The 22833-nt window shown below is 34.9% G+C and carries 21 protein-coding genes; 5 read left to right on the forward strand and 16 right to left on the reverse strand.

Going from position 1 to position 22833, the window contains the following annotated elements:
• Window positions 1–7: 7 nt before the first annotated feature.
• Window positions 8–1360, forward strand: a complete 1353-nt coding sequence (locus U6A24_RS20315) for a serine hydrolase domain-containing protein (RefSeq protein WP_324181850.1) — start codon at window positions 8–10, stop codon at window positions 1358–1360.
• A gap of 54 nt (window positions 1361–1414) precedes the next feature.
• Here U6A24_RS20315 and sufD read toward each other — a convergent pair whose 3' ends face one another.
• The 5 genes from sufD to U6A24_RS20340 all read right to left on the reverse strand — a co-directional run bounded on the left by sufD (window position 1415) and on the right by U6A24_RS20340 (window position 5884).
• A complete protein-coding gene (gene sufD, locus U6A24_RS20320; RefSeq protein WP_324181851.1) occupies window positions 1415–2728 on the reverse strand; it encodes a Fe-S cluster assembly protein SufD in 1314 nt (437 codons plus the stop codon).
• A gap of 93 nt (window positions 2729–2821) precedes the next feature.
• On the reverse strand, window positions 2822–3574 hold the full coding sequence (sufC, locus tag U6A24_RS20325; protein ID WP_324181852.1) for a Fe-S cluster assembly ATPase SufC: 753 nt from the start codon (window positions 3572–3574) through the stop codon (window positions 2822–2824).
• A gap of 37 nt (window positions 3575–3611) precedes the next feature.
• Entirely contained in the window at window positions 3612–4028 is a 417-nt protein-coding gene (locus tag U6A24_RS20330) for a hypothetical protein (protein WP_324181853.1), read from the reverse strand.
• Window positions 4029–4055: 27 nt separating this feature from the next.
• Window positions 4056–5501, reverse strand: a complete 1446-nt coding sequence (gene sufB / locus U6A24_RS20335) for a Fe-S cluster assembly protein SufB (RefSeq protein WP_324181854.1) — start codon at window positions 5499–5501, stop codon at window positions 4056–4058.
• A gap of 53 nt (window positions 5502–5554) precedes the next feature.
• Window positions 5555–5884: a HesB/IscA family protein gene (locus U6A24_RS20340; RefSeq protein WP_324181855.1), complete on the reverse strand. Its 330-nt coding sequence runs from the start codon at window positions 5882–5884 to the stop codon at window positions 5555–5557.
• A 271-nt stretch (window positions 5885–6155) separates the two neighbouring features.
• On the opposite strand from U6A24_RS20340, the gene U6A24_RS20345 reads away from it, so the two are divergent.
• A complete protein-coding gene (locus U6A24_RS20345; RefSeq protein WP_324181856.1) occupies window positions 6156–6674 on the forward strand; it encodes a PPC domain-containing protein in 519 nt (172 codons plus the stop codon).
• A gap of 80 nt (window positions 6675–6754) precedes the next feature.
• The gene (gene thiL, locus U6A24_RS20350) at window positions 6755–7801 is read left to right on the forward strand and encodes a thiamine-phosphate kinase (RefSeq protein WP_324181857.1); all 1047 of its coding nucleotides are present in this window, start codon (window positions 6755–6757) and stop codon (window positions 7799–7801) included.
• A gap of 1 nt (window position 7802) precedes the next feature.
• On the opposite strand, the gene U6A24_RS20355 is transcribed toward thiL, so the two are convergent.
• The gene (locus tag U6A24_RS20355; protein ID WP_324181858.1) at window positions 7803–8072 is read right to left on the reverse strand and encodes a hypothetical protein; all 270 of its coding nucleotides are present in this window, start codon (window positions 8070–8072) and stop codon (window positions 7803–7805) included.
• Window positions 8073–8281: 209 nt separating this feature from the next.
• Complete coding sequence (locus tag U6A24_RS20360) at window positions 8282–9061, reverse strand: alpha/beta fold hydrolase (RefSeq protein WP_324181859.1); 780 nt, start codon at window positions 9059–9061, stop codon at window positions 8282–8284.
• A gap of 37 nt (window positions 9062–9098) precedes the next feature.
• Here U6A24_RS20360 and brnQ point away from each other — a divergent pair, with 37 nt between their 5' ends.
• Complete coding sequence (gene brnQ, locus U6A24_RS20365) at window positions 9099–10373, forward strand: branched-chain amino acid transport system II carrier protein (protein ID WP_324181860.1); 1275 nt, start codon at window positions 9099–9101, stop codon at window positions 10371–10373.
• A gap of 116 nt (window positions 10374–10489) precedes the next feature.
• Window positions 10490–11833 carry a cytochrome-c peroxidase gene (locus U6A24_RS20370; RefSeq protein WP_324181861.1) on the forward strand — a complete coding sequence of 448 codons (1344 nt, stop codon included), beginning with the start codon at window positions 10490–10492 and terminating at the stop codon, window positions 11831–11833.
• Here the strand turns inward: U6A24_RS20370 and U6A24_RS20375 are convergent.
• The 9 genes from U6A24_RS20375 to U6A24_RS20415 form a co-directional block, all read right to left on the reverse strand.
• A complete protein-coding gene (locus U6A24_RS20375) occupies window positions 11830–12213 on the reverse strand; it encodes a VOC family protein (RefSeq protein ID WP_324181862.1) in 384 nt (127 codons plus the stop codon). The genes U6A24_RS20370 and U6A24_RS20375 overlap by 4 nt on opposite strands.
• A 72-nt stretch (window positions 12214–12285) precedes the next feature.
• Entirely contained in the window at window positions 12286–12945 is a 660-nt protein-coding gene (locus U6A24_RS20380; RefSeq protein ID WP_324181863.1) for a hypothetical protein, read from the reverse strand.
• 157 nt (window positions 12946–13102) lie between these two features.
• The gene (locus tag U6A24_RS20385) at window positions 13103–13741 is read right to left on the reverse strand and encodes a hypothetical protein (RefSeq protein WP_324181864.1); all 639 of its coding nucleotides are present in this window, start codon (window positions 13739–13741) and stop codon (window positions 13103–13105) included.
• Window positions 13742–13787: 46 nt separating this feature from the next.
• The gene (locus tag U6A24_RS20390; protein WP_324181865.1) at window positions 13788–15644 is read right to left on the reverse strand and encodes a hypothetical protein; all 1857 of its coding nucleotides are present in this window, start codon (window positions 15642–15644) and stop codon (window positions 13788–13790) included.
• Window positions 15645–15689: 45 nt separating this feature from the next.
• The gene (locus tag U6A24_RS20395; RefSeq protein WP_324181866.1) at window positions 15690–17603 is read right to left on the reverse strand and encodes a hypothetical protein; all 1914 of its coding nucleotides are present in this window, start codon (window positions 17601–17603) and stop codon (window positions 15690–15692) included.
• A gap of 52 nt (window positions 17604–17655) precedes the next feature.
• Window positions 17656–19104, reverse strand: a complete 1449-nt coding sequence (locus U6A24_RS20400) for a hypothetical protein (RefSeq protein WP_324181867.1) — start codon at window positions 19102–19104, stop codon at window positions 17656–17658.
• A gap of 159 nt (window positions 19105–19263) precedes the next feature.
• Window positions 19264–19581 (reverse strand): hypothetical protein, encoded by a 318-nt coding sequence (locus U6A24_RS20405; protein ID WP_324181868.1) that lies wholly within the window; start codon window positions 19579–19581, stop codon window positions 19264–19266.
• Window positions 19582–19678: 97 nt separating this feature from the next.
• Window positions 19679–21343 carry a tetratricopeptide repeat protein gene (locus U6A24_RS20410; RefSeq protein ID WP_324181869.1) on the reverse strand — a complete coding sequence of 555 codons (1665 nt, stop codon included), beginning with the start codon at window positions 21341–21343 and terminating at the stop codon, window positions 19679–19681.
• 144 nt (window positions 21344–21487) lie between these two features.
• Window positions 21488–22783: an aminopeptidase P family protein gene (locus tag U6A24_RS20415; RefSeq protein WP_324181870.1), complete on the reverse strand. Its 1296-nt coding sequence runs from the start codon at window positions 22781–22783 to the stop codon at window positions 21488–21490.
• Window positions 22784–22833: the final 50 nt, after the last annotated feature.

Below are 22833 nucleotides of genomic sequence, written 5' to 3' on the forward strand. Positions count from 1 at the left end.
TTTTCTTATGAAGCGATTTAAAAAAATTATTGGTTTCACATTTTTGTTTCTTTTTCTGGCGATTTGCATTACAATTACTCTTAATTATCCCAAGCTTACAATCCTTACAGGCTACTCTGCCAAGCACATGAACTCTTCGGTGTTTATAGGAAATAGAAGCGTAGAATTTACCGATACAAAAGACAACAACTTTGCCCCTGTTCATTTGGCTGATGATGTGGTTGACATGAAAACCAAGACATCGATTGCTTCGGTTTTTGGTCTCAAAGAAAGAAAAGCAATATATAGGGACGGAGTAGGAAGTGTATTAATTAATGATGACTTTGATGAAAATAAAGTCATTCTTAAACCTAGAAGATCTAAAATCGAAACAGGATTACCATATCCTTATGGAAATTTACCTCAAAAGGATACTATATTTAATACTATAGCATATGACCAGATAAATGCAGCAGTCAATTCGATTTTTGATAAACCAGGTGAAGATATACAGAAGACAAGAGCTATTATGGTCTTATACAAGGATCAGATTATAGCAGAGAAATATATCGATGGCTTGGATCGAAACTCCAGACTACCAGGATGGTCTATGACCAAAAGTATATTGGCAACCGTATATGGGGTTTTACAGAAACAAGGAGGAATTGACATTTATTCGAAAGCGCCTATAAAAGAATGGCAAAATGATGATCGAAAGAAAATTACAATCCATAACCTATTACAAATGAATTGTGGGTTGGAGTGGGACGAGGACTATGGTTCAATTTCTGACGCAACCAAAATGCTGTACCTGGATACCGATATGACCAAGGCTCAAATTCATAAAAAGGCAATTCATAAACCCAATGAATTTTGGTATTACTCTTCAGGAGTGTCTAATTTATTATCCGGGATTTTAAGAAATCACTTTGATAGTTACCAGGAATATCTGGATTACCCCTATCGCGAATTTATTGATAAAATCGGGATGAACTCAATGCTTATCGAAACCGATCTGGCAGGTAATTTTGTGGGTTCTTCTTATGCTTGGGCAACCGTTAGGGATTGGGGTAAGTTTGGTTTATTGTATTTACATGAAGGTAACTGGAATGGCGAGCAGATTTTCACTAAAGAATGGGCAGAGTATGTGAAGACTCCAAGTCCAACATCTGATGGTGATTATGGTGGTCATTTTTGGTTGAATGCTGGTGGATTTTATCCTGATGCACCAAGAGATATGTTTTCGGCTAACGGATATCAGGGGCAACGTGTATTTATAATCCCTTCAAAAGACTTGGTTATTGTACGTTTTGGATTGATAGGGGATGCAGGAGTTGATTTTAATACATTTTTAAAAGAAGTAGTGGCCTCGGTAAAATAATAAAAAAAAGCCAGGCATTACCCTGGCTTTTTTGTTTAAGTTTTTTGAAATCTATTATAAATCGAAACCAATATCTACATTGAGCTTATTAGCTATTAATTTATTGATTCTGCTTTTTAATTGAGGGATTTTTACACTTTCCAAAACGTTATTTGCAAAGGCATACATCATCAAAGCTTTTGCTTCTTTTTCTCCAATACCTCTAGACCTCATGTAGAACAAAGCATTTTCGTCTAATTGCCCAATGGTACAACCATGAGAACATTTTACATCATCGGCAAAAATCTCAAGTTGAGGTTTTGAATTAATTGTTGCTTTATCACTTAGCAAGATATTATTGTTAGATTGAAAAGCATTGGTTTTCTGAGCTTCTTTATTAACGATAATTTTTCCGTTAAAAACTCCAGTTGCTTTTTCGTCAAAAATACCCTTATAATCCTGATGACTTTCACAATTTGGCTCGGTATGATGCACCAATGTATTGTGGTCTACGTGCTGTTTTCCTTCAATAATGGTTATCCCATTAAGCACAGAATCTATACCTTGTCCTTTTTGGAAGAAATTCAGGTTATTTCGCGTAAGATTTCCACCAAAAGCAAAAGTATGTACAGATGCCAAACTTTGCGCCTGTTGATCAATATAAGTATTGTCGATCAACGATGCATTTTGGTTATCATTTTGAATTTTATAGTAATCCACTACAGCCCTTTTGTCTGCAAAAATCTCGGTAACCGAATTTGTTAAAACCGGATTTTCGGTTAGACTTTGATGGCGTTCGATGATCTGAACATGAGAATTTTCTTCAACAACGATCAGGTTACGAGGTTGCAGTAATTGAGATGACTCTTTTCCTGTAGAAAAATGTATGATTTGGATTGGTTTGTCGGCCAATTTATTTTTTGGAATATAGATATAGGCTCCCTCTTGAGAGAAAGCAGTATTTAAAGAACTAAGCCCATCTTTATGAGCAATTTTATTAAAATAGTTCTCGATAACAGGTTTGTATTTATCCTTTGTTAATGCAGAAGACATTAGGCAAACATCTATCTTGTCATGTGTGGTTTCAGACAAATGCGAAGAATAACGACCATCGATAAATACTATTTTATAGGTGTCAAGATCATGTAGAAAGTATTTTTTTACATCCTTGAATTCTAATGCATTTTCTTCCTTTGGAAAAACACTGTAGTCGTGCTTCAATATAGTATTAAGAGAAGTGTATTTCCAGGCTTCTTCTTTTTTGGAGGGAAACCCTTTTTCTTCAAAAACTTTGATGGCTTGTGTTCTAATATCATGAACAGGTGCATCCACATCGACTGTGTTTTCAAAGGCCAAAAAAGAGGATACTAATTTTTCTTTCAATTCCATGTTCCTAGTGTTTGTTGTTCGTTGTTCGTTGATTGTTTTAGAGAGCTAAAGACCTAATTTCTATAACTATCAACCATCAACGATAAACTAAAATTAAGCGTTTATCTCTTCTTTAATCCAGTCGTATCCTTTTTCTTCTAGTTCTAATGCTAATTCTTTGGTACCAGATTTTACAATTTTACCATCATATAATACATGCACAAAATCGGGGACAATATAATCCAATAGTCTTTGATAATGAGTAATTACAACGATGGCATTGTCATCACTTTTAAGTTTATTTACGCCATTGGCTACGATACGCAAAGCATCGATATCCAGTCCAGAGTCTGTTTCGTCTAGAATAGCAAGTTTTGGCTCCATCATGGCCATCTGAAAAATTTCATTTCTTTTTTTCTCACCTCCCGAGAACCCCTCGTTAAGAGAGCGCGATAAAAATTTACGATCGATCTCTAGTAACTCAGATTTCTCACGAATTTTTTTCAACATATCTTTGGCGGGCATTTCTTCAAGGCCTTGTGCTTTTCGAGTTTCGTTGATCGCCGTTTTCATAAAATTGGTAACCGTAACCCCAGGAATTTCTACCGGATATTGAAACGATAAGAAAACGCCTTTGTGCGCTCGTTCTTCGGCGGCCAATTCTTCTATATCTTCTCCGTTCAAACGAATTTCACCTTTGGTAACCTCGTAGTCTTCTTTTCCAGCAACAATACTTGCTAATGTACTTTTTCCAGAACCGTTTGGGCCCATTATAGCATGAACTTCTCCTGCCTTTACATTTAGGCTAAGACCTTTTAAAATTTCTTTTTCTTCTACGCTAGCGTGCAAATCTTTTATTTCTAACATGCTCAATTCTTTTATCTATAAAATAGATATGTTGTATTTAATTTTCTTTTTGCTCTAATGAGTCATTAGCACTTTCTTCAGTTTCGGCCGAATTGATTTTTGTTGGCAATTCTGAAGTAGGAGCGCTGACCCCAATAATTTCTTTTATCTCAACGATTTCTTTCCATTTCTCTACACCGTTGGTATCATTTGGCTTGACAACCCCCTTTATAACTACAGGGACCATGTCATATTCTTCTCTTTGTAAGGGCTCTACTTTTTTTGCAAGCTCTTGGGTTATATCATTAATCACAACCCCATAAATAAAATCCTTTCCCATAATTACTGCCGCACCATCAATCAAAATAAACTCTCCACGAATTAAACTTGGCTCAATATTTTCTGTTTTTGATTTTTCTTTTTTACACGAAAAAATTAATAAGGTGACAGCAATGAGAAGGAACGATTTTTTCATTAATACAGATTTGATGGTTACACAATATTAGCCCACAGAACCCTCTAGTGAAATTTCAAGAAGTTTTTGAGCTTCTACAGCAAATTCCATAGGCAATTTGTTTAATACTTCTTTGCTGAAACCATTTACGATCAAGGCAATCGCTTTTTCGGTATCGATACCACGTTGGTTACAGTAAAAGATTTGGTCTTCACCTATTTTGCTAGTAGTCGCTTCATGTTCTATTTGAGCGGTCTTGTTTTTTGCTTCTATATAAGGAAACGTATGCGCACCACATTCATTGCCCATCAACAAAGAATCACATTGTGAAAAATTACGCGCATTTTTTGCTCTGCTATTTATTTGTACCAATCCACGATAGCTGTTTTGTGATTTTCCAGCAGAGATCCCTTTAGAAATAATGGTACTTTTGGTATTCTTACCCAAATGTATCATTTTGGTTCCTGTATCTGCTTGTTGAAAATTATTGGTCACAGCAATCGAATAAAACTCGCCTACAGAATTATCTCCTTTCAGCACACATGAAGGATATTTCCAGGTTACTGCAGATCCTGTTTCGACTTGTGTCCATGAAATCTTAGCATTGGTTTCGCAAAGCCCTCTTTTGGTTACAAAATTGTAAACTCCTCCTTTTCCTTCGGCGTTACCAGGATACCAATTCTGCACGGTAGAATATTTTATCTCTGCATCGTCCAGTGCAATCAATTCCACAACCGCTGCATGTAATTGATTTTCGTCACGTGAAGGAGCGGTACAACCTTCAAGATAGCTTACATAACTTCCTTCATCTGCAATAACTAGTGTGCGCTCAAATTGTCCTGTCCCTGCTTGATTAATTCTAAAATACGTTGATAATTCCATAGGACATCGAACTCCTTTTGGAATATAACAAAACGAACCATCACTAAATACAGCAGAGTTTAATGCTGCATAAAAGTTGTCTTTTTGAGGAACTACGGTTCCAATATATTTTTTTACAAGATCCGGATGTTCCTGTATTGCTTCCGAAATTGAACAGAATATAATTCCTTTTTCTGCCAAGGTTTCTTTAAAAGTTGTTGCTACAGAAACAGAGTCCATTACAATATCTACTGCAACTCCAGCCAATTTCTTTTGTTCCTCAAGTGAGATCCCTAGCTTTTCAAAAGTTTCGAGTAACTCGGGATCTACTTCATCAATACTGTTATATTTTGGCTTTTTGTTTGGCGCAGAATAATAGGAAATGTTTTGAAAATCTGGTTTTTCATAATTTACATTTGCCCACTCGGGCTCTTCCATCTGTTCCCAAATTCGAAAAGCTTCAAGCCTCCATTCGGTCATCCATTCCGGCTCTTCTTTTTTCTTAGAAATTGCGCGTACAATATCTTCATTAAGCCCTACAGGAAAGGTATCGGATTCTATGTCGGTATAAAATCCATATTCGTATTCCTTGGTCTCTAATTCTTTCTTTAAGTCGTCTTCTGTATATGCCATCTTTCTATTCCTGAACTTATTTCAGGATCTTTTTTACTAAAATCCAGGTATATTTATAATGAAAAACTTTCTCCACACCCGCAAGTTCTGCTTGCGTTTGGGTTGTTAAAAACAAAACCGGTACCGTTTAAACCTCCAGAATATTCAAGGGTAGTACCAATGAGATATAGGAAACTTTTCTTGTCAACAATAATTTTTACACCATTGTCTTCAAAGACTTTGTCTCCTTCTTGTTGTGTTTTATCAAATTTTAAGTCATACGATAAACCAGAACAACCACCGCTTTTTACACCTACTCGTACATAATCGGTAGTTGCATTGTACCCATCTTCATTCATCAATTCGACAACCTTGTTTTTTGCTATGTCTGATACCTTAATCATAGGGTGTAATAATATAGATTAATTCTAAATGAGTTGCAAATATACTACATAAGTAGATTGTATTCACAAAACCTAACATATATATAACACATGTTAAAATAGGGATTAGTTATAAAACGTCTCTACAAAAATAGGATTGTGTCTTTTGTTTTGAGTATTCTGCAAATTGAAAATAACTGATAAATAAGGTTTTATAAAAAAAGGGGGTAACAAAATCATACTTGTGTTGATATAAGAGTAAACAAGGAAAACACATTAAATTTTTTTAATCATGAAAACGCAAATTTTAAAAGCTCTATTAGTATTAAGTATCATATTTTTTGTAAGTTGTTCTAATGATGATGATGCTACACCCGTAGATACGGGAGTTACCTTATTTGAAAAAGAAGGGGAATGGGATTGCGAGATAGGTCACACCTGCGAGGATATCTATCAATTTGAATTTAAAGAGGGTTCTAGAATATCGATTAGTATAGATAATGTAACCGGTTCTTCTGTGGTATCTCTAGATCTTGCTGCCGATTTTGGGCAATTTGGCGGGCCTAATATTCTTAACGAAGGCGCATTATCGTATTATGGATGTACCGGACAAGATGGCGAAGTGTCTCTAGCAAATATCCTTATCTCTGAAACAGGAACATATAATCTGGCCATAGCCAGAGATTGGGGTCTAAGTGCTGGATTTGATGGAACTTATAAATTAATCATTGTATCCGACACCTCTTTTACTGAGGGTATAGCACCTACCAATGATACTGAAGTACAAAACTATGTAAGAGAATGCTTATAATAAAACCTACAAAGAATTAAATCCCGATTTTTCGGGATTTTTTTATGAAATAAAATGACTTTGTTACCTACCTTTGCAGCATGATTGAAGATAAAAACACATCGCGAACACCTATATCAGAATTAGGTGAATTTGGTTTGATTAATCATCTAACTAAGAATTTTAAGATAACTCAAAAAACTACTGATCTTGGTATTGGCGATGATGCAGCTGTAATGGATTTTAAAGGCAAAAAATGTGTTCTTTCTACCGATTTATTACTTGAAGGAGTGCATTTTGATCTCGCTTATGTCCCTTTAAAACACTTGGGGTATAAAGCTGTAATCGTAAATCTTTCTGATATTTATGCAATGAATGCTATCGCAACACAGGTAACCGTTTCTATTGCAATATCGAATAGATTTCCCCTGGAAGCTTTGGAAGAATTATATGCGGGTATCGAAACGGCTGCCAAGTTATACAATATTGATGTTGTAGGTGGAGATACAACCTCATCAACTACTGGTTTAATCATTAGTGTAACCGCTGTCGGATATGCAAATAAAGAGGATTTGGTATATCGTAGTGGAGCTGCAGACAATGATCTTTTGGTAGTTACTGGTGACCTTGGTGCTGCCTACATGGGGTTACAAGTATTAGAAAGAGAAAAGCAAGTATTTGAAGTAAATCCAAACTCACAACCCGATTTAGACAGGTATACTTATCTTATCGAAAGACAACTCAAACCAGAAGCCAGAAAAGATATTCCAGAACTACTTAAAGCACTTGATGTAAAACCTACAAGTATGATCGATATTAGTGATGGGCTATCTTCAGAAGTGATACATTTATGTAAGCAATCTAAGGTTGGGGTGAATTTGTATGAAGAAAAAATCCCATTAGATCCTGCTGTAATATCTATATGCGAAGAGTTCAAGATAAACAGTACTACGGCTGCACTAAACGGAGGAGAAGATTATGAATTATTGTTTACAATCAAACAAGAAGATTATCCAAAGATTAAAGCAAATCCTAACTTAACCGTTATTGGGCATATGACAGATGAAAAAAGTGGAATTGGGTTGGTAACCCGTGCCAATGAGAAAATAGAGCTTAAAGCTCAAGGGTGGAATCCAATAAAAAAATAATTTACGAAGCAGCCTGAAAAGAAGTGCCAGATTTACGTCGTGCTATTTTCTTTGCATGCACAGAAGCTAAAGCATCATTAATTTCTTTAAGCTTAGGAGTCATTACTTCTAATCGACCTCTGCTGTTTGTGGTAGCTTCTTCACCGCAATGAGTGCAGCAATACTCTTTAATATGATGTGTTACTTTTTTGCTAAGTACGTAGTTGTGACCAAAAAGAGAGCAGTAAATTTTGGAGAAGGAAAATGCGGAGTTAGGGGTAGATTTTTTCATTATTTTCTTGGGGTATTAGTTCATAGAAAAGCGTTAAAGGTTCATTATCAATACAATAATAATATTTTTTTTGTTATTAACAACACATTTGTAAGAAAAAGTTGTCTTTTGTTTTTGTTTTTTAACAAAAAAAGCCTTTTTTTAAGGGTTTTTGTCCTTAAAATGCGTATTTCATCTATATTGACTCTGTGTTGTTTTTTTAACCGCAACTAAAATTTTTGCAAAAATTTTTGCAACGCTAACACTAGATTTTCTTTATTTTCGATATAGGTCATATGACCTCCATCAAAACTTATGAGGTTGGTGCTGGATTGTTTAGATTCTATAACATTCTGATCATGAGTTAAAACAGGATCTTCTTTTCCAGAGAAGATAACTTTTGGACCAGTAAAAGAAGATAAAACCGAAGTACGGTCCTTTCTAATTTTCATTCCCTCCAAAGCCGATATTATTCCTTGTAAGCTGGTTTTTGAAGCCTCTTTTTTGATCGCTATAATTTCTTCAGAATACTTTAATCGATTTTTTTCTGCAAAAAGGTTGGCAATTGCCATACTCGTATAAGCATTCGGATTTTGCTTTACAATGTCGATTGCCCGTGTGCGATTCAGTTTTCGTTCTTCATTGTCAGGAAATGAAGTAGAGTTAAGAAGTACTAATCCAGTTATCAGGTCAGAAAAAAGATCTGTTAATGCTAGAGAGACATATCCTCCCATAGAGTGACCAATAAGAATCGCCTTGGCAATTTCAAGATGATCCAAAGCTGCCTTTACTGCAAGAGCCATGTCTTCCATAGTGTGAATATAACCAAGTGACCCCGTTTCACCATGACCCAACAGATCGATAGAAATACAATGGTATTTATTAGAAAAAAAAGGAATCATTTCTTTCCACATAGTAGCGTTCTCCAAAAAGCCATGTAAAAAAACAACAGGATGACCCTGTCCAGCGGTATGATAATTTATTTTAATCCCTTTATATGTTAAAATCATTTTGAAGTTATATTTTTAGGCACATAAACCTAACTAAATGAGATTTAATAAAGAAACTTTCGTTGCGGGATTTGCATTATTTTCTATGTTTTTTGGTGCAGGAAACCTAATGCTGCCTCCACTTTTGGGATTTAAGGCAGGAGATGCATGGTTCTTGGTAACTCTGGGATTTGTGGTTTCTGCGGTTGTTATTCCTTTGTTAGGAATTTTTGCTCACGCCAGATTGCAAGGCACGATGCAGGATTTTGCCAAAAAAGTGTCACCTACATTTAGTTTGATTTATTGCATATTGGTATATGCCATTTCTATAGCATTACCATCTCCCAGAACCGCTTCGGTTACGCATGAAATGGCAATACAACCTTTTTTCGAAACCAGTTCATGGGTAACAAGTAGTATATATTTTGCTTTGGTACTACTTTTTGTGCTTAATCGATCAAGAATTTTAGGGCTATTGGGTAAGTTTTTAAGCCCAATCATATTTATCGTTATTCTTAGCATTATTTGTATCGGTATTTTTTCGACACAGGCAGACATTAACCCTTCTGATTTTAGTATGCCTGTTATTAGTGGCTTACTAGAAGGATATCAAACCTTTGATGCCATTGGAGCAGTTGTAGTAGGAGGTGTGATCATCATTTCATTAAAGATCAAGGGAGAAGAGAATGCGCAACGTAATAAAAGTCTAATGATAAAGTCTGGAGTTGTGGCAGGAATCGGTTTACTGCTCATATATGCCGGAATGATTTATACCGGCGCTTTATTTAACAAACAATTTGATGCTGATATTGCCCGTACAGAATTACTATCGGGTATAAGTTTAAAAACGCTGGGTAATATCGGGAAGACTCTGTTGAGTATTTTAGTAGCTTTGGCTTGTTTTACTACTGCTGTAGGAATTATTACAGGAACCGCAGATTTCATGAAAGGAATCTTCGGGAATTCTCAAAAAATGTACGTGTTTACAGCCATTATCGGAAGTGTTTTAGGAGTGTTAATGGGTCAATTTGATGTACATTATATTATTGACGTTGCTGTTCCTGCCTTAATGTTTATCTATCCTATTACTATTATTTTAATATTTCTTAATGTTTTACCAGAAATAATAACTGCTCCACTAGTTTTTAAAGCGGTTGTTGTAGTTACTATAATATTCAGTCTACCCGACTTTTTGGCTTCAATAGGAATGAAGGAACAAGTACAGCCAGTATTAGACGCTCTTCCTTTTGGTAATTATAGCTTGGCCTGGTTATTACCGGCGCTAGTAACATTGGTGATTGCGAATATCTTTTTCCATCTTAAAAAAGAGTGATTTCAGGGTTGGATTTTGGGGTGATTTCCCCTTTTTGGTTCTGTTGGATTTTGGTACTTTCGTATCCAGAAAACAACCACAAATTATAAGCAAACCCATAAAATCATAAGTGACTTATGAAAAAAATAATTACTCTTGCTAGCATCGCATTTATTTTAATTTCATGTAACAAGGACGACAATTATGTGCCTATTGAATCTAATCTTGACACCGAATTAAAAACACTTCTTACTGATGTTTCTGAAGGAAAAGGCCTTACATATTTTATATTTCCCGATAGTGATGACTATGCTAATATTCCTCAAGATCCTCTAAACCCAATTACAAAGACCAAGGTAGATTTAGGGAAACTATTACTGCACGAAACTGCTCTTGGTAGAAATCCAAAGATTGAAGAAATGAAGGGGACTTATTCTTGCGCATCTTGTCACCAGGCAAATGCTGGATTTAGTTCTGGATTGCGCCAAGGAATAGGAGAATGTGGAGTTGGTTTTGGGATAAACGGAAATGGAAGATTGATCGATCAAAGTGTTCCTATTGATTCAGTAGACATTCAACCGCTTCGTTCGCCAACGATTTTAAATGTGGCGTATCAAGACGTGATGCTTTGGAATGGGCAATTTGGCGGTACAGGAACCAATGCAGGTACCGAAGCCAGTTGGGAAAATATCCAAGAGAACTTTCTTGGTTTTGAAGGTGTTGAGGTACAAGCCCTAAAAGGACAAGGAGTTCATAGATTACTGGTTGATACCGAATTTGTAAACATACACGGTTATAAAGCAATGTTTGATGAAGCTTTTGGCGAGGTACAGGAAAGCGAACGTTACAGCGCGATAAATGCTGCCCTGGCTATTGCTGCTTATGAAAGAACGTTGCTTGCCAATAAATCACCTTGGCAAGAATGGTTAAAGGGAGATAACGATGCTATGAGTGATGATGAAAAAAGAGGAGCAATTGCCTTTTTTGGTAACGGAAAATGTTATGAATGCCATACTGGGCCTGCACTTAATGATAAAGGTTTTCATGCCTTTGGAATGGATGATTTTGATGATTCCGGCCTGGCAATCGTTCTTGATGACGCAGGATTTGATAATGTAAAAAAAGGAAGAGGAAGCTTTACCAAGAAATCACAGGATAACTACAAGTTTAAGACTCCAACACTATACAATATAGTAGACAACGGGTTTTATGGTCACGGAGGAACATTTACATCTGTAAAAGAGGTCGTAGCCTATAAAAATAATGGAGTGCCTCAATCTACAGAAGTTCCGGCAGAAAATTTGGCGAAGCAATTTGGAAACATTAACCTAACTGATCAAGAAATTGAAGACATTACTGCTTTTATCGAAATTGGATTACGTGATCCAGATCTAAACAGATATGTTCCTGAAACAGTAAACTCTGGTTTTTGCTTCCCAAATAATGATGAGCAATCCCAAAACGATTTGGGTTGTAATTAATTTAAAGTAGCGATCCACCAGGTATTGCCAAATGGATCTCGAAAACCAGCTCCACGGGCTCCATGGTCTTCTTCCATAGGTTCCATAAGGGGCTTTGCACCAGCATCAATGGCTTCATAATACGTTTGATCAGTATCTTTTACGTATACATACATCGATCCAGGGTGTGCAGGGTAATTGGCAGAAGCTTCGGCAAGCAAAATGGTGCTATCACCGATTTTGATTTCTGAATGTTGTATGCGGTTATCAACATCCAAATTGCGGATCATTTCCTGGGCATTAAAGATCTTACGAATAAAATCAATAAAGTCCTCTGCTTTTTCTACTACCAGATAAGGCATTGTTTGTTGATGACCAGCCGTAATTTTCATTCGTTGCATAAGAAAAATGAGAGTTTTTATTGGTAACGAATGAATGCGATGAAATATTCTATACTTCTGAGTGAATTTTAGTCAAAAAGATTTAACGGGTTTTTCCAAAAAACGCTCGACGCCTAATTCTTCAAAACTAGTTCCTAACTCTGTAAAGGCATCATCAAATGCATTATCAATACTGTAGGTATGATATCCACGAAGGTAAATTCTTGATAACTGTAGATTTAAATCTAAAAAATTTAAATAACTATGTGTTTCAATTAATTCAATTTGATTTTGCAATACGTCAAGTAACGCATCTCTGGCAGCACAATTATTTTTTTGGTAGGCATATACTTTTTCTAAATCCTTAATCAAATCAATATCAAAGTATTGTAAAACACCTTTTTTGTGAGCTGTAGTATACGCAGTATTTTGAAACGTAAATTGGTCGCATTTACAGAAATAAGCTTGTAAGTACATACTTCTGAAAAGATCTTTGTAATGAGTACTGTCAATAGGTTTTTTTCTATTGATTACTCTATCACTTACAATACTATCAAGCATTTTGTCATAATCAGAAAGGTCTTTGGTAAAGGATTTAAAGCTCATGAAGTTTAACTTCAATTCTGCAATAATTTCTTTTTTAGACGATGTTGCGTTTCTACTATTTTCTTGGATTTCCAATATTTTTTGTAACCATAGGACAAATACAATGACGACAAAAGTAACAAAACCTTGTAGGAGTTTTTTTTTCATAATAGAATATTCATATATCATAAGTTGCAATCATTAACCTGAACTCATTTCAGGTTCTCATCATAAATGATTATTTATGAGCATAATGAGATTCCGAAATAAATTTGGAATGACGCTAAATAATGACAATAGTATACTGCACTAACAATTTTTTATATCAATTATCCAAAACATTCAAAATCATATCGGTGTTTGAAATCATACCGTTAACAAATACAGATTTAGGTATTTCAATTTGATGATCTGTAAATGATGTGTTAGGATAAGCCTCATTGGTTAACACTTCTGTATAATTTTCGGGTCTGGGATTTTCACTTTCGATTAATACAACATAGTTAGTGTTAATGGTTTTTATTTGGTAAACTTTTTTCATAGTGGCTATTAGATCTCCCTCTCCAAGTTGTTGTAAAATGATTTTCTGTTCCTGCCTATTTTTAGCCATAAAAGAATCTTGATACGCTGCGGTACTTTTAATTTCAGAATAAAAACCAATAGAAACAGCCAGAAGAATTGTTAAAGTAATCGTAGCAAAGCTCCAGTAACCCCATGTTGGAACTTTTAGATTTCTTCTCATTTCTTCTGCCGTTTCTTTGATCTCAGTAGTCCAATCAGATTTTTTTATATGCTTACCCGTGTCGGTACAGATTAGTTCGGTTACTTTTTTAGGAAAAAGGAAAAATGAAGCCTGCACATCCCTACGTATTAATTGAAGTAACACTTTACCAGATGAGCAATTTTGAGTTAACAAATTAAACTCACGTTCTTCAATGATATGTTCTTTAACCGATATCCACATGACTTAAATTTTTAGGGTTTATATTTTTTAGGATGTTACAAATATTCTAGTTAGAAAGTGACACATTATTCCCATTATCTCTTAATGTTTGTGCATCTACAAGTGCTTGGGCAGATGCATCTCCTTTAATCGAAATTCTCTTTCCGGTTATGGCAGGGGTAATATTTACAAGTCTTGTAAGGATTCCATCAATGGCTGTAGTAGAAAGGCTACCACGAAGCCCTAGTCGCATACTTGTAAAATCTTGAACAGAAGATAAGTTTAGAGCGGTTATGGAGGTCTCAGAATCAACATTTAATTCAGAAAAAGTAGCAAGATTTCCAAAGTTAACATCTGCCAGAAGTGCTTCACTAATCTCTATACGTCTAATATTGGTAACCGTTTCAAGACTGGGGAAAGCAATAGTAGCTATAGTGGTATTGTTGTTTATTCTTAAATCTGTAAACGTATCACTACCGGTTACTGTGGTTAAAGATGGAAATGAAAGTGATGTTAAAGTACTATTTCCTGAAATGGTTGTTCCTGAATTTAGGGTAGCAAGATTTGAAAAATCGATACTGTTTAACATACTGTTATTTGAAATTGTCAAACTAGTTCGAGTATCTGAAACCCCAAGAGAAATTAACCTTGGGAATGCAATAGTTTCTAACCCATCATTATTTGATATGTTAAGGTTGGCATTTAAGTTTGTTAAATTAGAAAAACTAATAGTGTTTAAATTTTCGTTTTCTGAAATCGTAATAGAAGCGTTTGTGTTTTCTAACCCATCAAATTGTACGCCTGTTAAAGCAGGGTTTTCTGAAATTTGAATGCTTTCAGTAGAGCTTAGACTTGGAAGCAAAATAGTATTTAAGTTTTCGTTTTCTATAATGCGCACCCTTCTTGCTTCTTGCAAGGCACCAAGATTTATAGTTGTTAAACTACTTTCAGAAATATCAAGTGACGAAATACGTAATAAACCAGGAAATGTAAGCGAGGTTAATCTAGGGTTATTTCGTAATGTAAAAGTATTTGTAATCTCCTCGACAGCGTTTGCTTCAAAAAGGGTTAGACTGTCATTGTTTTCAATTCGGAAACGCTCAAACTTGCCTATTGCCCCAAGATTTACGGTAGTTAAAGTCTCATTACCTCGGATGGTAACACTAGCACCATCTTCTCGGGTATTGGCAAGTAGTGGAAAATTTATCGTCTGTAAATCCTTATTAGTTTGAACAAACAAACCGTTTATCGTTTCAAGTTTAGGCAGGTTTATTTCAGAGAGTTTAGTTTCAGAAATTGATAAACCTCCAATAACTTCTAAATTTGATAGATCAAGAGTCGTTAAACTTTCTAATTCTTGTATATTCAGACTCCCGGTGTTTTTAAGTGCAGGTAGAGTAAGCGCCTCAAGCGCAGGATTTTCTTCAAAATCTAATCTGTTTGAATTCGTAAGATTATTTAAACTAACAGAGTTTAATGCAGCGTTATTTTCAATTTTAATAGATGGTGCGGTTGCCAAATTTTCAAAGTTTACCATTGTCAAAGCGTTGTTATCCTCGATAGAAATATCCTCAATAACAGATTCCAAATTGGGTAAGGAAAGACTTTGTAGATTTTCATTATCTCGTACTTCTATTCGTATCAATTTTGAAACCTCTGTAAGATCCAGGGTTGTTAGATTTGTAGTGTTAATAACCAAAATAGAGTGAGTGTTTTTCCCGAAATTCTCTGCGGCAATTTCTGCAGCTTCTTCATCCGTAATGTCCCCTGCAAATACTACGTATTCTAATCCAACATCAAAGCCATTTGTACCATCAGTACCGTCCTGACCATTAGCACCATCAATACCATCTTCGCCATCACTGCATGAAAAAGCTATCATGGTTATCGTGATCATAAAAAGTCTAAAGATTATATGTTTCATTTGTTTCCTTTTATTTTTAATTGAATTTAACTGCTACTCTTACTATTAATTTCTTATCGTTACCGAGTTGCCGTTTGCTCTTAACGTTTCTACTTGGACTAAGGCCTCAGTAGAAAGTGTACCTCGTATTACAATTCTTTTTCCCATAATTTCAGGAGTAATACTGACTAATCGGGTTAGTACATCATCGAGAACCGTGGTGGATAGTCCACCAGTGCTATCCAAATCTAAGGCACTAAAATCCTGAATTGAAGAAAGGCTAAGCGATGTTAACAAAACGGTCGAATCGATATCTAATTCTGACAAGGTTGTAAGTGTACCAAAGTCCACCGTTTCGAGCATATCTTCAGAAATATCGATAGTGTTAATAGAATTAACCACTTCAAGATTTGGAAATGAAATATTTGAGATTAAACCATTATCATTAATTCTGAAGCTAGGACCTCTTTCATTTCCAATGTTGGTTAACAAAGGAAATGTGATTTCTGTTAAAGCAGTATTACCTGTGATTGTGAGTCCCAGAAATACAGTACTTAAATTCGGGAAATCAACATTGGTGACCAGCGGGTTATTAGAAATATTAAAATTGGCTCGAGTTTCACGTCCAATGGTGGTTAACATCGGAAAAGATATTGAAGTTAGAGCAGCGTTGCTGGCAATCGAAAAGTTTGATAAAGAGGTTTCTAAACTTGGGAAAGAAGCAGTCTGTAAACTTTGAAGAGCGCTAACGTTAAAAGAACCTTCATTACTTCTTAAAAGATTAAACTCAATATTTTCGAGAGCTACATTTTCAGAAATAAATATTCCGTCTGAACTTATAAGTTTTGGGAAAGCCAAACTGGTTACGAGGTTGTTTTCTGAAAAGTAAATATTAGAATTCCCTTCCTCCAAATTTGGGAAAGTTACGTTCGTTAAGGCTTCATTTTCTAAGATAATAATATTGGTGCAACTTGTAAGACTTGGAAATGCTATAGAAGTAATTCTCGGGTTCGAGCGAAACAAAATACCAGCAGTGGATGTAATTGCCCCGGTATCGATAATAGTTAAATTATCATTATTGTTGATAACTAGATTTCCAGGGTTGGTTAAACTTGTAATATCAATTGTTGTAAGGATACTATTATTCGTTATATACAAACCAGGTCCTTCTAGATCAAGATCATCGTTATTAAATCGAATACTCTGAAGGTCTGAATTATTATTTGATAATACTGGGAGGTTGATGGTTTCTAGATTTTCATTGTCAGAAATTCCTATAGCCCCATGAGTGATTAGATTAGGAATATCAATAATTTCTAATTTCGGGTTTTCTCGTATTTCTAAGACATTAGTAGACTCCAAAGCGTTTAAGCCGATTGAAGTTAAATTCTCAAGGTTTAAAATCGATAATCTACTTATTATATCAATTAATGATGGTAAATTGACATTTCCTAGTAATGGATTTTCAAGAATTGAGAGTGTTTTTATTCTAGTTAAGTTTCCAAAATTTATGGTATTCAATACACTATTGGAATTGATAGAGAAACTCCCAAAAGTATTTATCAAACTAGGAGCATCGATACGCTCTAAGGATTGATTGTCACTTATAATTACCTCTTCGTAAGTAAACTCTAAATTTGGTAGTGATAATGTTTGTAGATTGTCATTATCGATAACCTCAAGTCGTACTAGCGTCGAAACTTGAGATAAATCCAATGTAGTTAGGTTCGTTGTATTTTTGATTAGTAGTGTATGCGTATTTTTCCCGCTAATTTCAGCAGCAATGGCGCTTGCCTCATCATTGGTTATATTTCCAGAGAACACAACATATCCTAATCCATTATCCGCACCGCTTATACCATCTGTACCATCGATACCATCTGTTCCATTCACACCATTTTCACCATCTTCGGGACTACAAGAAAAAGCCATTGCCACTACTATGGTTATTACAAAAATTCTAAGGAATGTATATTTCATTATTAAATGCTTTAGTTTTACTTTTTTAAATATTGATGTACTTGTTAAGGGGTTAATCTGTAATAGATACCTCGTTACCATTAGCTCGTAGGGTTTCAATATCAGTTAAGGCTTGTGCCGAAGCTGTACCAATTAATGAAATTGAGGTATCTGTAATTGCTGGGATGATGCTCACTAATCTACCTACAATAGTATCTATTGCCACTGTTGACATCCTGGTAAATCGTAGTGATGTAAAATCTTGAATAGCAGATAGACTTATACTAGTTAATGTAGCATTTGAACGAACGGAAAATGAAGAAATCGTGCCGAGCTTGTTAAAATCTAAGATTTCTAAACCGTTCGATCTAATATCAATACTTCTGGAAATGTTATCTCCTAAGTTTTCTAAGTTTGGAAAAGAAATACTTGTGATAAGGTCGTTGTTCCAAATTCGGAAAGTAAAACTATTTTCTGTTCCAATTGAGGTTAGTAAAGGGAAAGAAAGACCTGATAATACATTATTATCTGTAATTTGGAGCACGCGACCAATGGTTTCTAATTCATCAAAATTGGCAGTTATCAATGCTTCATTTCTATTTATATCTATAGTCTCAACACTTTTCAAATTAGAAAAAGAAGTACTTGTCAATGAAACATTACTTCTAATTCTAATTGTAGAATTAACTGTTACCAAAGCATTCATGTCCAGTATAGTCAAACTTGGATTATTAAAAATAGAAATGCTCCCAACCTCACTAATATTACCAAAATCTACGGTTTGTAGATTTGGGTTATTTCCTAAAGTAAAGGAGTTTTCGTTTTTGATATTGGTCGATTCTAATAAAGGTAGACTTATGTTTTCAATCAGTGCATTACTAGAAAGAGAAAGCCCCAATAGTTCTGTTAAGTTAGGAAGATCTATCGTAGCTAAATTCTCGTTACTTGTAATTGACAAAACACCTATTTGAGCAACCATTGGCAAACTTAAACGCTGTAACAAGGGTTGCGAAGAAAAAGAAATATTTTGTGCACTGGTTAGATTAGGTAAGTTAATTGAAGCCAATAATTCGTTACTACTAATTGTAAAACTACCCAATGCAGTTTCAAGATTTGGAAGATCAATACTTTCTAATAAAGGATTGTTAATGATTTGAGCACTCTCAAAAGTAGATTCTAAATCTGGCAGGTTGAGGTTTTGTAGATTTTCGTTGCTATTGATCTCTAAAACTGCCAATGATGATACTCCTGATAAATCTATAGTTGTTAGATTTGTTGTATTGGTAATTGAAATCGTATGCGTGTTTTTACCTAAATTTTCGTTGAGACTTGTGGCAGCCTCGTTGTTGGTAATATCCCCCGAAAGCACTATGATTCCAAGGCCATTATCTGGACCATCAACTCCATCAGCACCATTAACTCCGTCAGCACCATCGATACCATCCATACCGTCCTCACCACTACAAGAGAAAGCCGTAATTGCCAAGATTATCAAAAAACATCTAATGAATTTACTTTTCATAATTTATAAGATCTAGGTTTTAGTTTTCTAAAATTGATTTGAAATGATTTTGATCAAATGTAGGCGAGAAGCATTGTATAAAAGTGCCAGATTATAATTTGGGACATGTAGTTTTTCGATACATAGTATTTAATAATATCTAGGTAATAGATACTTTTCTTACCAAAAACAGATGTTCGGAAAAAAGGTAAAAACTAATACGAAATATACGGTAAGTGTAGACAAGAATGCCGCAGTAAGAAAGCGTATTATGTTTGAGGAGTTGGGTAAAAACACAATAGTGCCTATGCTTATCGAGCCAACGATAAAAACCAAAAAAGAACCAAAAAATATAACAAGTATCCAGAATCCTCCAAGATAATCTCCTCCTGAAGAATTACCACCATTACCAAAAACATCTAAAGTAAAAAAAGATAGACTCGCAAATAGAATAGTAAGTATGAGAAGTATAATGAATAGTATTTTCAGAGTTTTCATTATGCTAGATTTATGCATTCTATTAGAATACTTCAATATTTTTTGGGAAATAAAAAGAAATACTGGATAAAAAAGTACCAAATTATAAATTGGAGCTTTAATTTCTGGTTAAAGTATTTTTTTTCTGAAATTCTGAAGGAGTAAGTCCAACAAGATTCTTGAATACTCTGTTAAATGATGTTTTACTAGGAAACCCAGCCTCATATCCAATAGCCAGGATTTTGTAGTTTTCGTATTTTGGATTTTTCATCATTTTTTTTGCCATATCAACGCGATATAGATTGATAAAGTTGTTGAAATTCTTTTGAAAACATACGTTCAAAACTTCGGAAAAAAGATGTACACTCATTTTTAAGTTATCTGCAATATTTGATTGTTTGATCTCATGATCCAAAAATGGTTTCTCTTTTTCCATATAGTTTAGAATGAGCTCCATATATTTTTGTTGATCTTCTGGAGTAATTGAAGTCTTTTTGGTTTGGTTTGTATTCACTTCTTCTCCAGAGAATTCCTGTTTTTGAATCCTTTTTGCCAACCCATTCAGCTTATCTTTTAGTGCTTCATTTTCATTTTGTAATAATAGTTTAGCACCTTGCAATTGTAAAGACTCTTGGGCTAGTTTTTGGCGTCTTTTATAATACACAAATGAGGATGCAATTAATACAATGATTAAAAGTACTCCTGCAAAAATAGATACCCTTTTTTCCTTGCTTAGGAAGCGTATGGATTCCTTTTGTTTAGATATAATATCAGATTTTATCTTAGATTCTTTTTCTAGTTTTAGTTGTTGTGCTTTTGAAAGTGTTTTTAAGTACTTCTCTCGAGTATCTGTAAAGGCTTTTTGTTCTTCTAAAGAGCTTTTTATACTATCTAACGCTTCGTAGGTTTCAGCTAGATATTGATGCGCCTCCATCTTTATATATAAAAAATTACCTTGTGTAGCTATATTTCTGGCCTTTTTTAATTTCGGAAGCGCTTTAGTTGGGCGATTTAATAAGTAATAAGATGCCCCCATGATCACATTGGCAGAAGCTTCGAGTTCGACAGATTCATTTTCATCAATTCTATCCAATGCTTTTTGGCTATTTTCTATTGCTTGATCATACTGTTCCAAATAACGTTGACATTCAGAAATATTAATTAATGCTCCGATGATTTTATCATTTCGATTCATTTTTTCGGCAATACTCTTCACCTTAAACATGTATTCCAGAGCTTCAGCATAGTTGCCTTGATTAAGATTTGCAGTTCCTAAGGAGTTGTATGCCGAAATAATAAAATTATCTGGATTTTCTTGATATTTAGCCAACTCAACAACCTTTGTCATAGAAATTTTTACCTTTTCATAATCCTCAATATGATTATATAGATTTCCAAGGTTCACTTGCACTAGAAGTCTTGAATATGCATTTTCTGGTAAAGTTTCACTTAGTTTTTCTGCTTCAAGATATCGCTCCAACGATTGATCATATTGATCTATTTGCTGGTGATAAATAGCTAGGTATACTAAGGCTGAGATCTGATCCTCTTTTAATTCGTTGGCTTCTGCAATGTGAAATATTATATGACTGTATTTTTGAAATGCCTTTAAATCACCTGTACGATGAGATTTACTTAGCAATTGTTTGTATTTGGCAACACTATCTTGTGGCGAAGCTATTTTTTGATCATACAAAGAAAGATCAAGGTCAGTTTGACCTTGGGAAAAAATCAAAGTAGTCTTAAAACAGATTGTAAAAAATAGATAAAGGGACTTTGGCATGTTGACTCGGCTCTACTTATTTTCAAAGTACAGTCAAAGATATTGCTTTTAGAAGGTTTATAAGAAAAATTTTTCCTCAAAAACAAAAAGACCTGTCAGGTTTTAAAAACCTGACGGGTCTAAAACGTTTTACAATAATTCAGCCTATGACTGATTCATCAGTTCTTCAATCTCTTCTGCTTCAATAGGAATACTGGCCATAAGATTAAAGGGCTCTCCTTTTTCCTGAATCACCACGTCATCTTCTAATCGAATTCCAAATCCTTCGTCTGGGATATAAATACCAGGCTCTACGGTAAATACCATGTTTGCTTGCATAGGTTCGGTTAAAATCCCATAGTCGTGTGTGTCCAAGCCAATATGGTGGGAGGTGCCGTGCATAAAATATTTTTTATAAGCCGGCCAATCCGGATCTTCATTTTGTATATCGCTTTTATTCAGTAACCCGAGACCAAGCAGTTCTGAAGTCATAATCTTACCTACCTCAACATGATAATCGGCCCAAATAGTTCCAGGAACCAACATTTTGGTAGCCTCGTTTTTTACTCTTAGCACTGCGTCATATACTTCTCTTTGGCGCTTTGTGTATCTACCTGAAACAGGGATGGTTCTGGACAAATCACTGGAGTAATTAGCATATTCTGCAGCTACGTCCATGAGGATAAGGTCACCTGCTTTGCACTCTTGATTGTTTTCTATGTAATGCAGTACGTTGGCACTATTACCACTGGCAATGATTGGTGTATAGGCAAATCCCTTTGATCGGTTATTAATAAATTCGTGCAAGAGTTCGGCTTCGATATTATACTCCCAAACACCAGGTTTTACAAAGCTTAGTAACCTGCGAAATCCTTTTTCGGTTATATTACAAGCGACTTGCATAAGATCCAGTTCTATAGGATCTTTTACAGAACGCAGGCGTTGTAATATTGGATTACTTTTCGCTACAGAATGAGCAGGATATTTATTTTTCCACCATTTTGTAAAACGGTCTTCGCGAGTTTCAGTTTCTACGTTGGATCTGTAATGTTCGTTTGTGTTTACATATACAGTCTCACATTGGGTCATTACTTCAAAGAAAATCTTTTCCAATTCATCGAGCCAATACACGGTTTTGATACCTGATACTTCAAAAGCTCGCTCTTTGGTAAGTTTTTCTCCTTCCCAAATGGCAATAAGCTCACTAGTTTCTTTCAAAAGCAAAATCTCTTTATGCTTTTCATTGGGAGCATCAGGAAAAAGAAGCAGTACACTTTCTTCCTGGTCAACACCACTTAAATAGAAGATGTCACGATGCTGTTCAAAGGGCATAGTACTATCTGCACTTATAGGATAAATATCATTACTATTAAAAACAGCAATACTATTTGGCTTCATTTGCGCAGTAAAATTCTTTCGGTTTTTAATAAAAAGATTGCGGTCTATTGGGTGGTATTTCATGGTATCGTAATTACGTAGTCATTATGGATTTCCAAAAATACTAAAGCATA

The organism is Aquimarina gracilis, from assembly GCF_035285365.1.
In the GTDB taxonomy this organism is placed as follows: domain Bacteria; phylum Bacteroidota; class Bacteroidia; order Flavobacteriales; family Flavobacteriaceae; genus Aquimarina; species Aquimarina gracilis.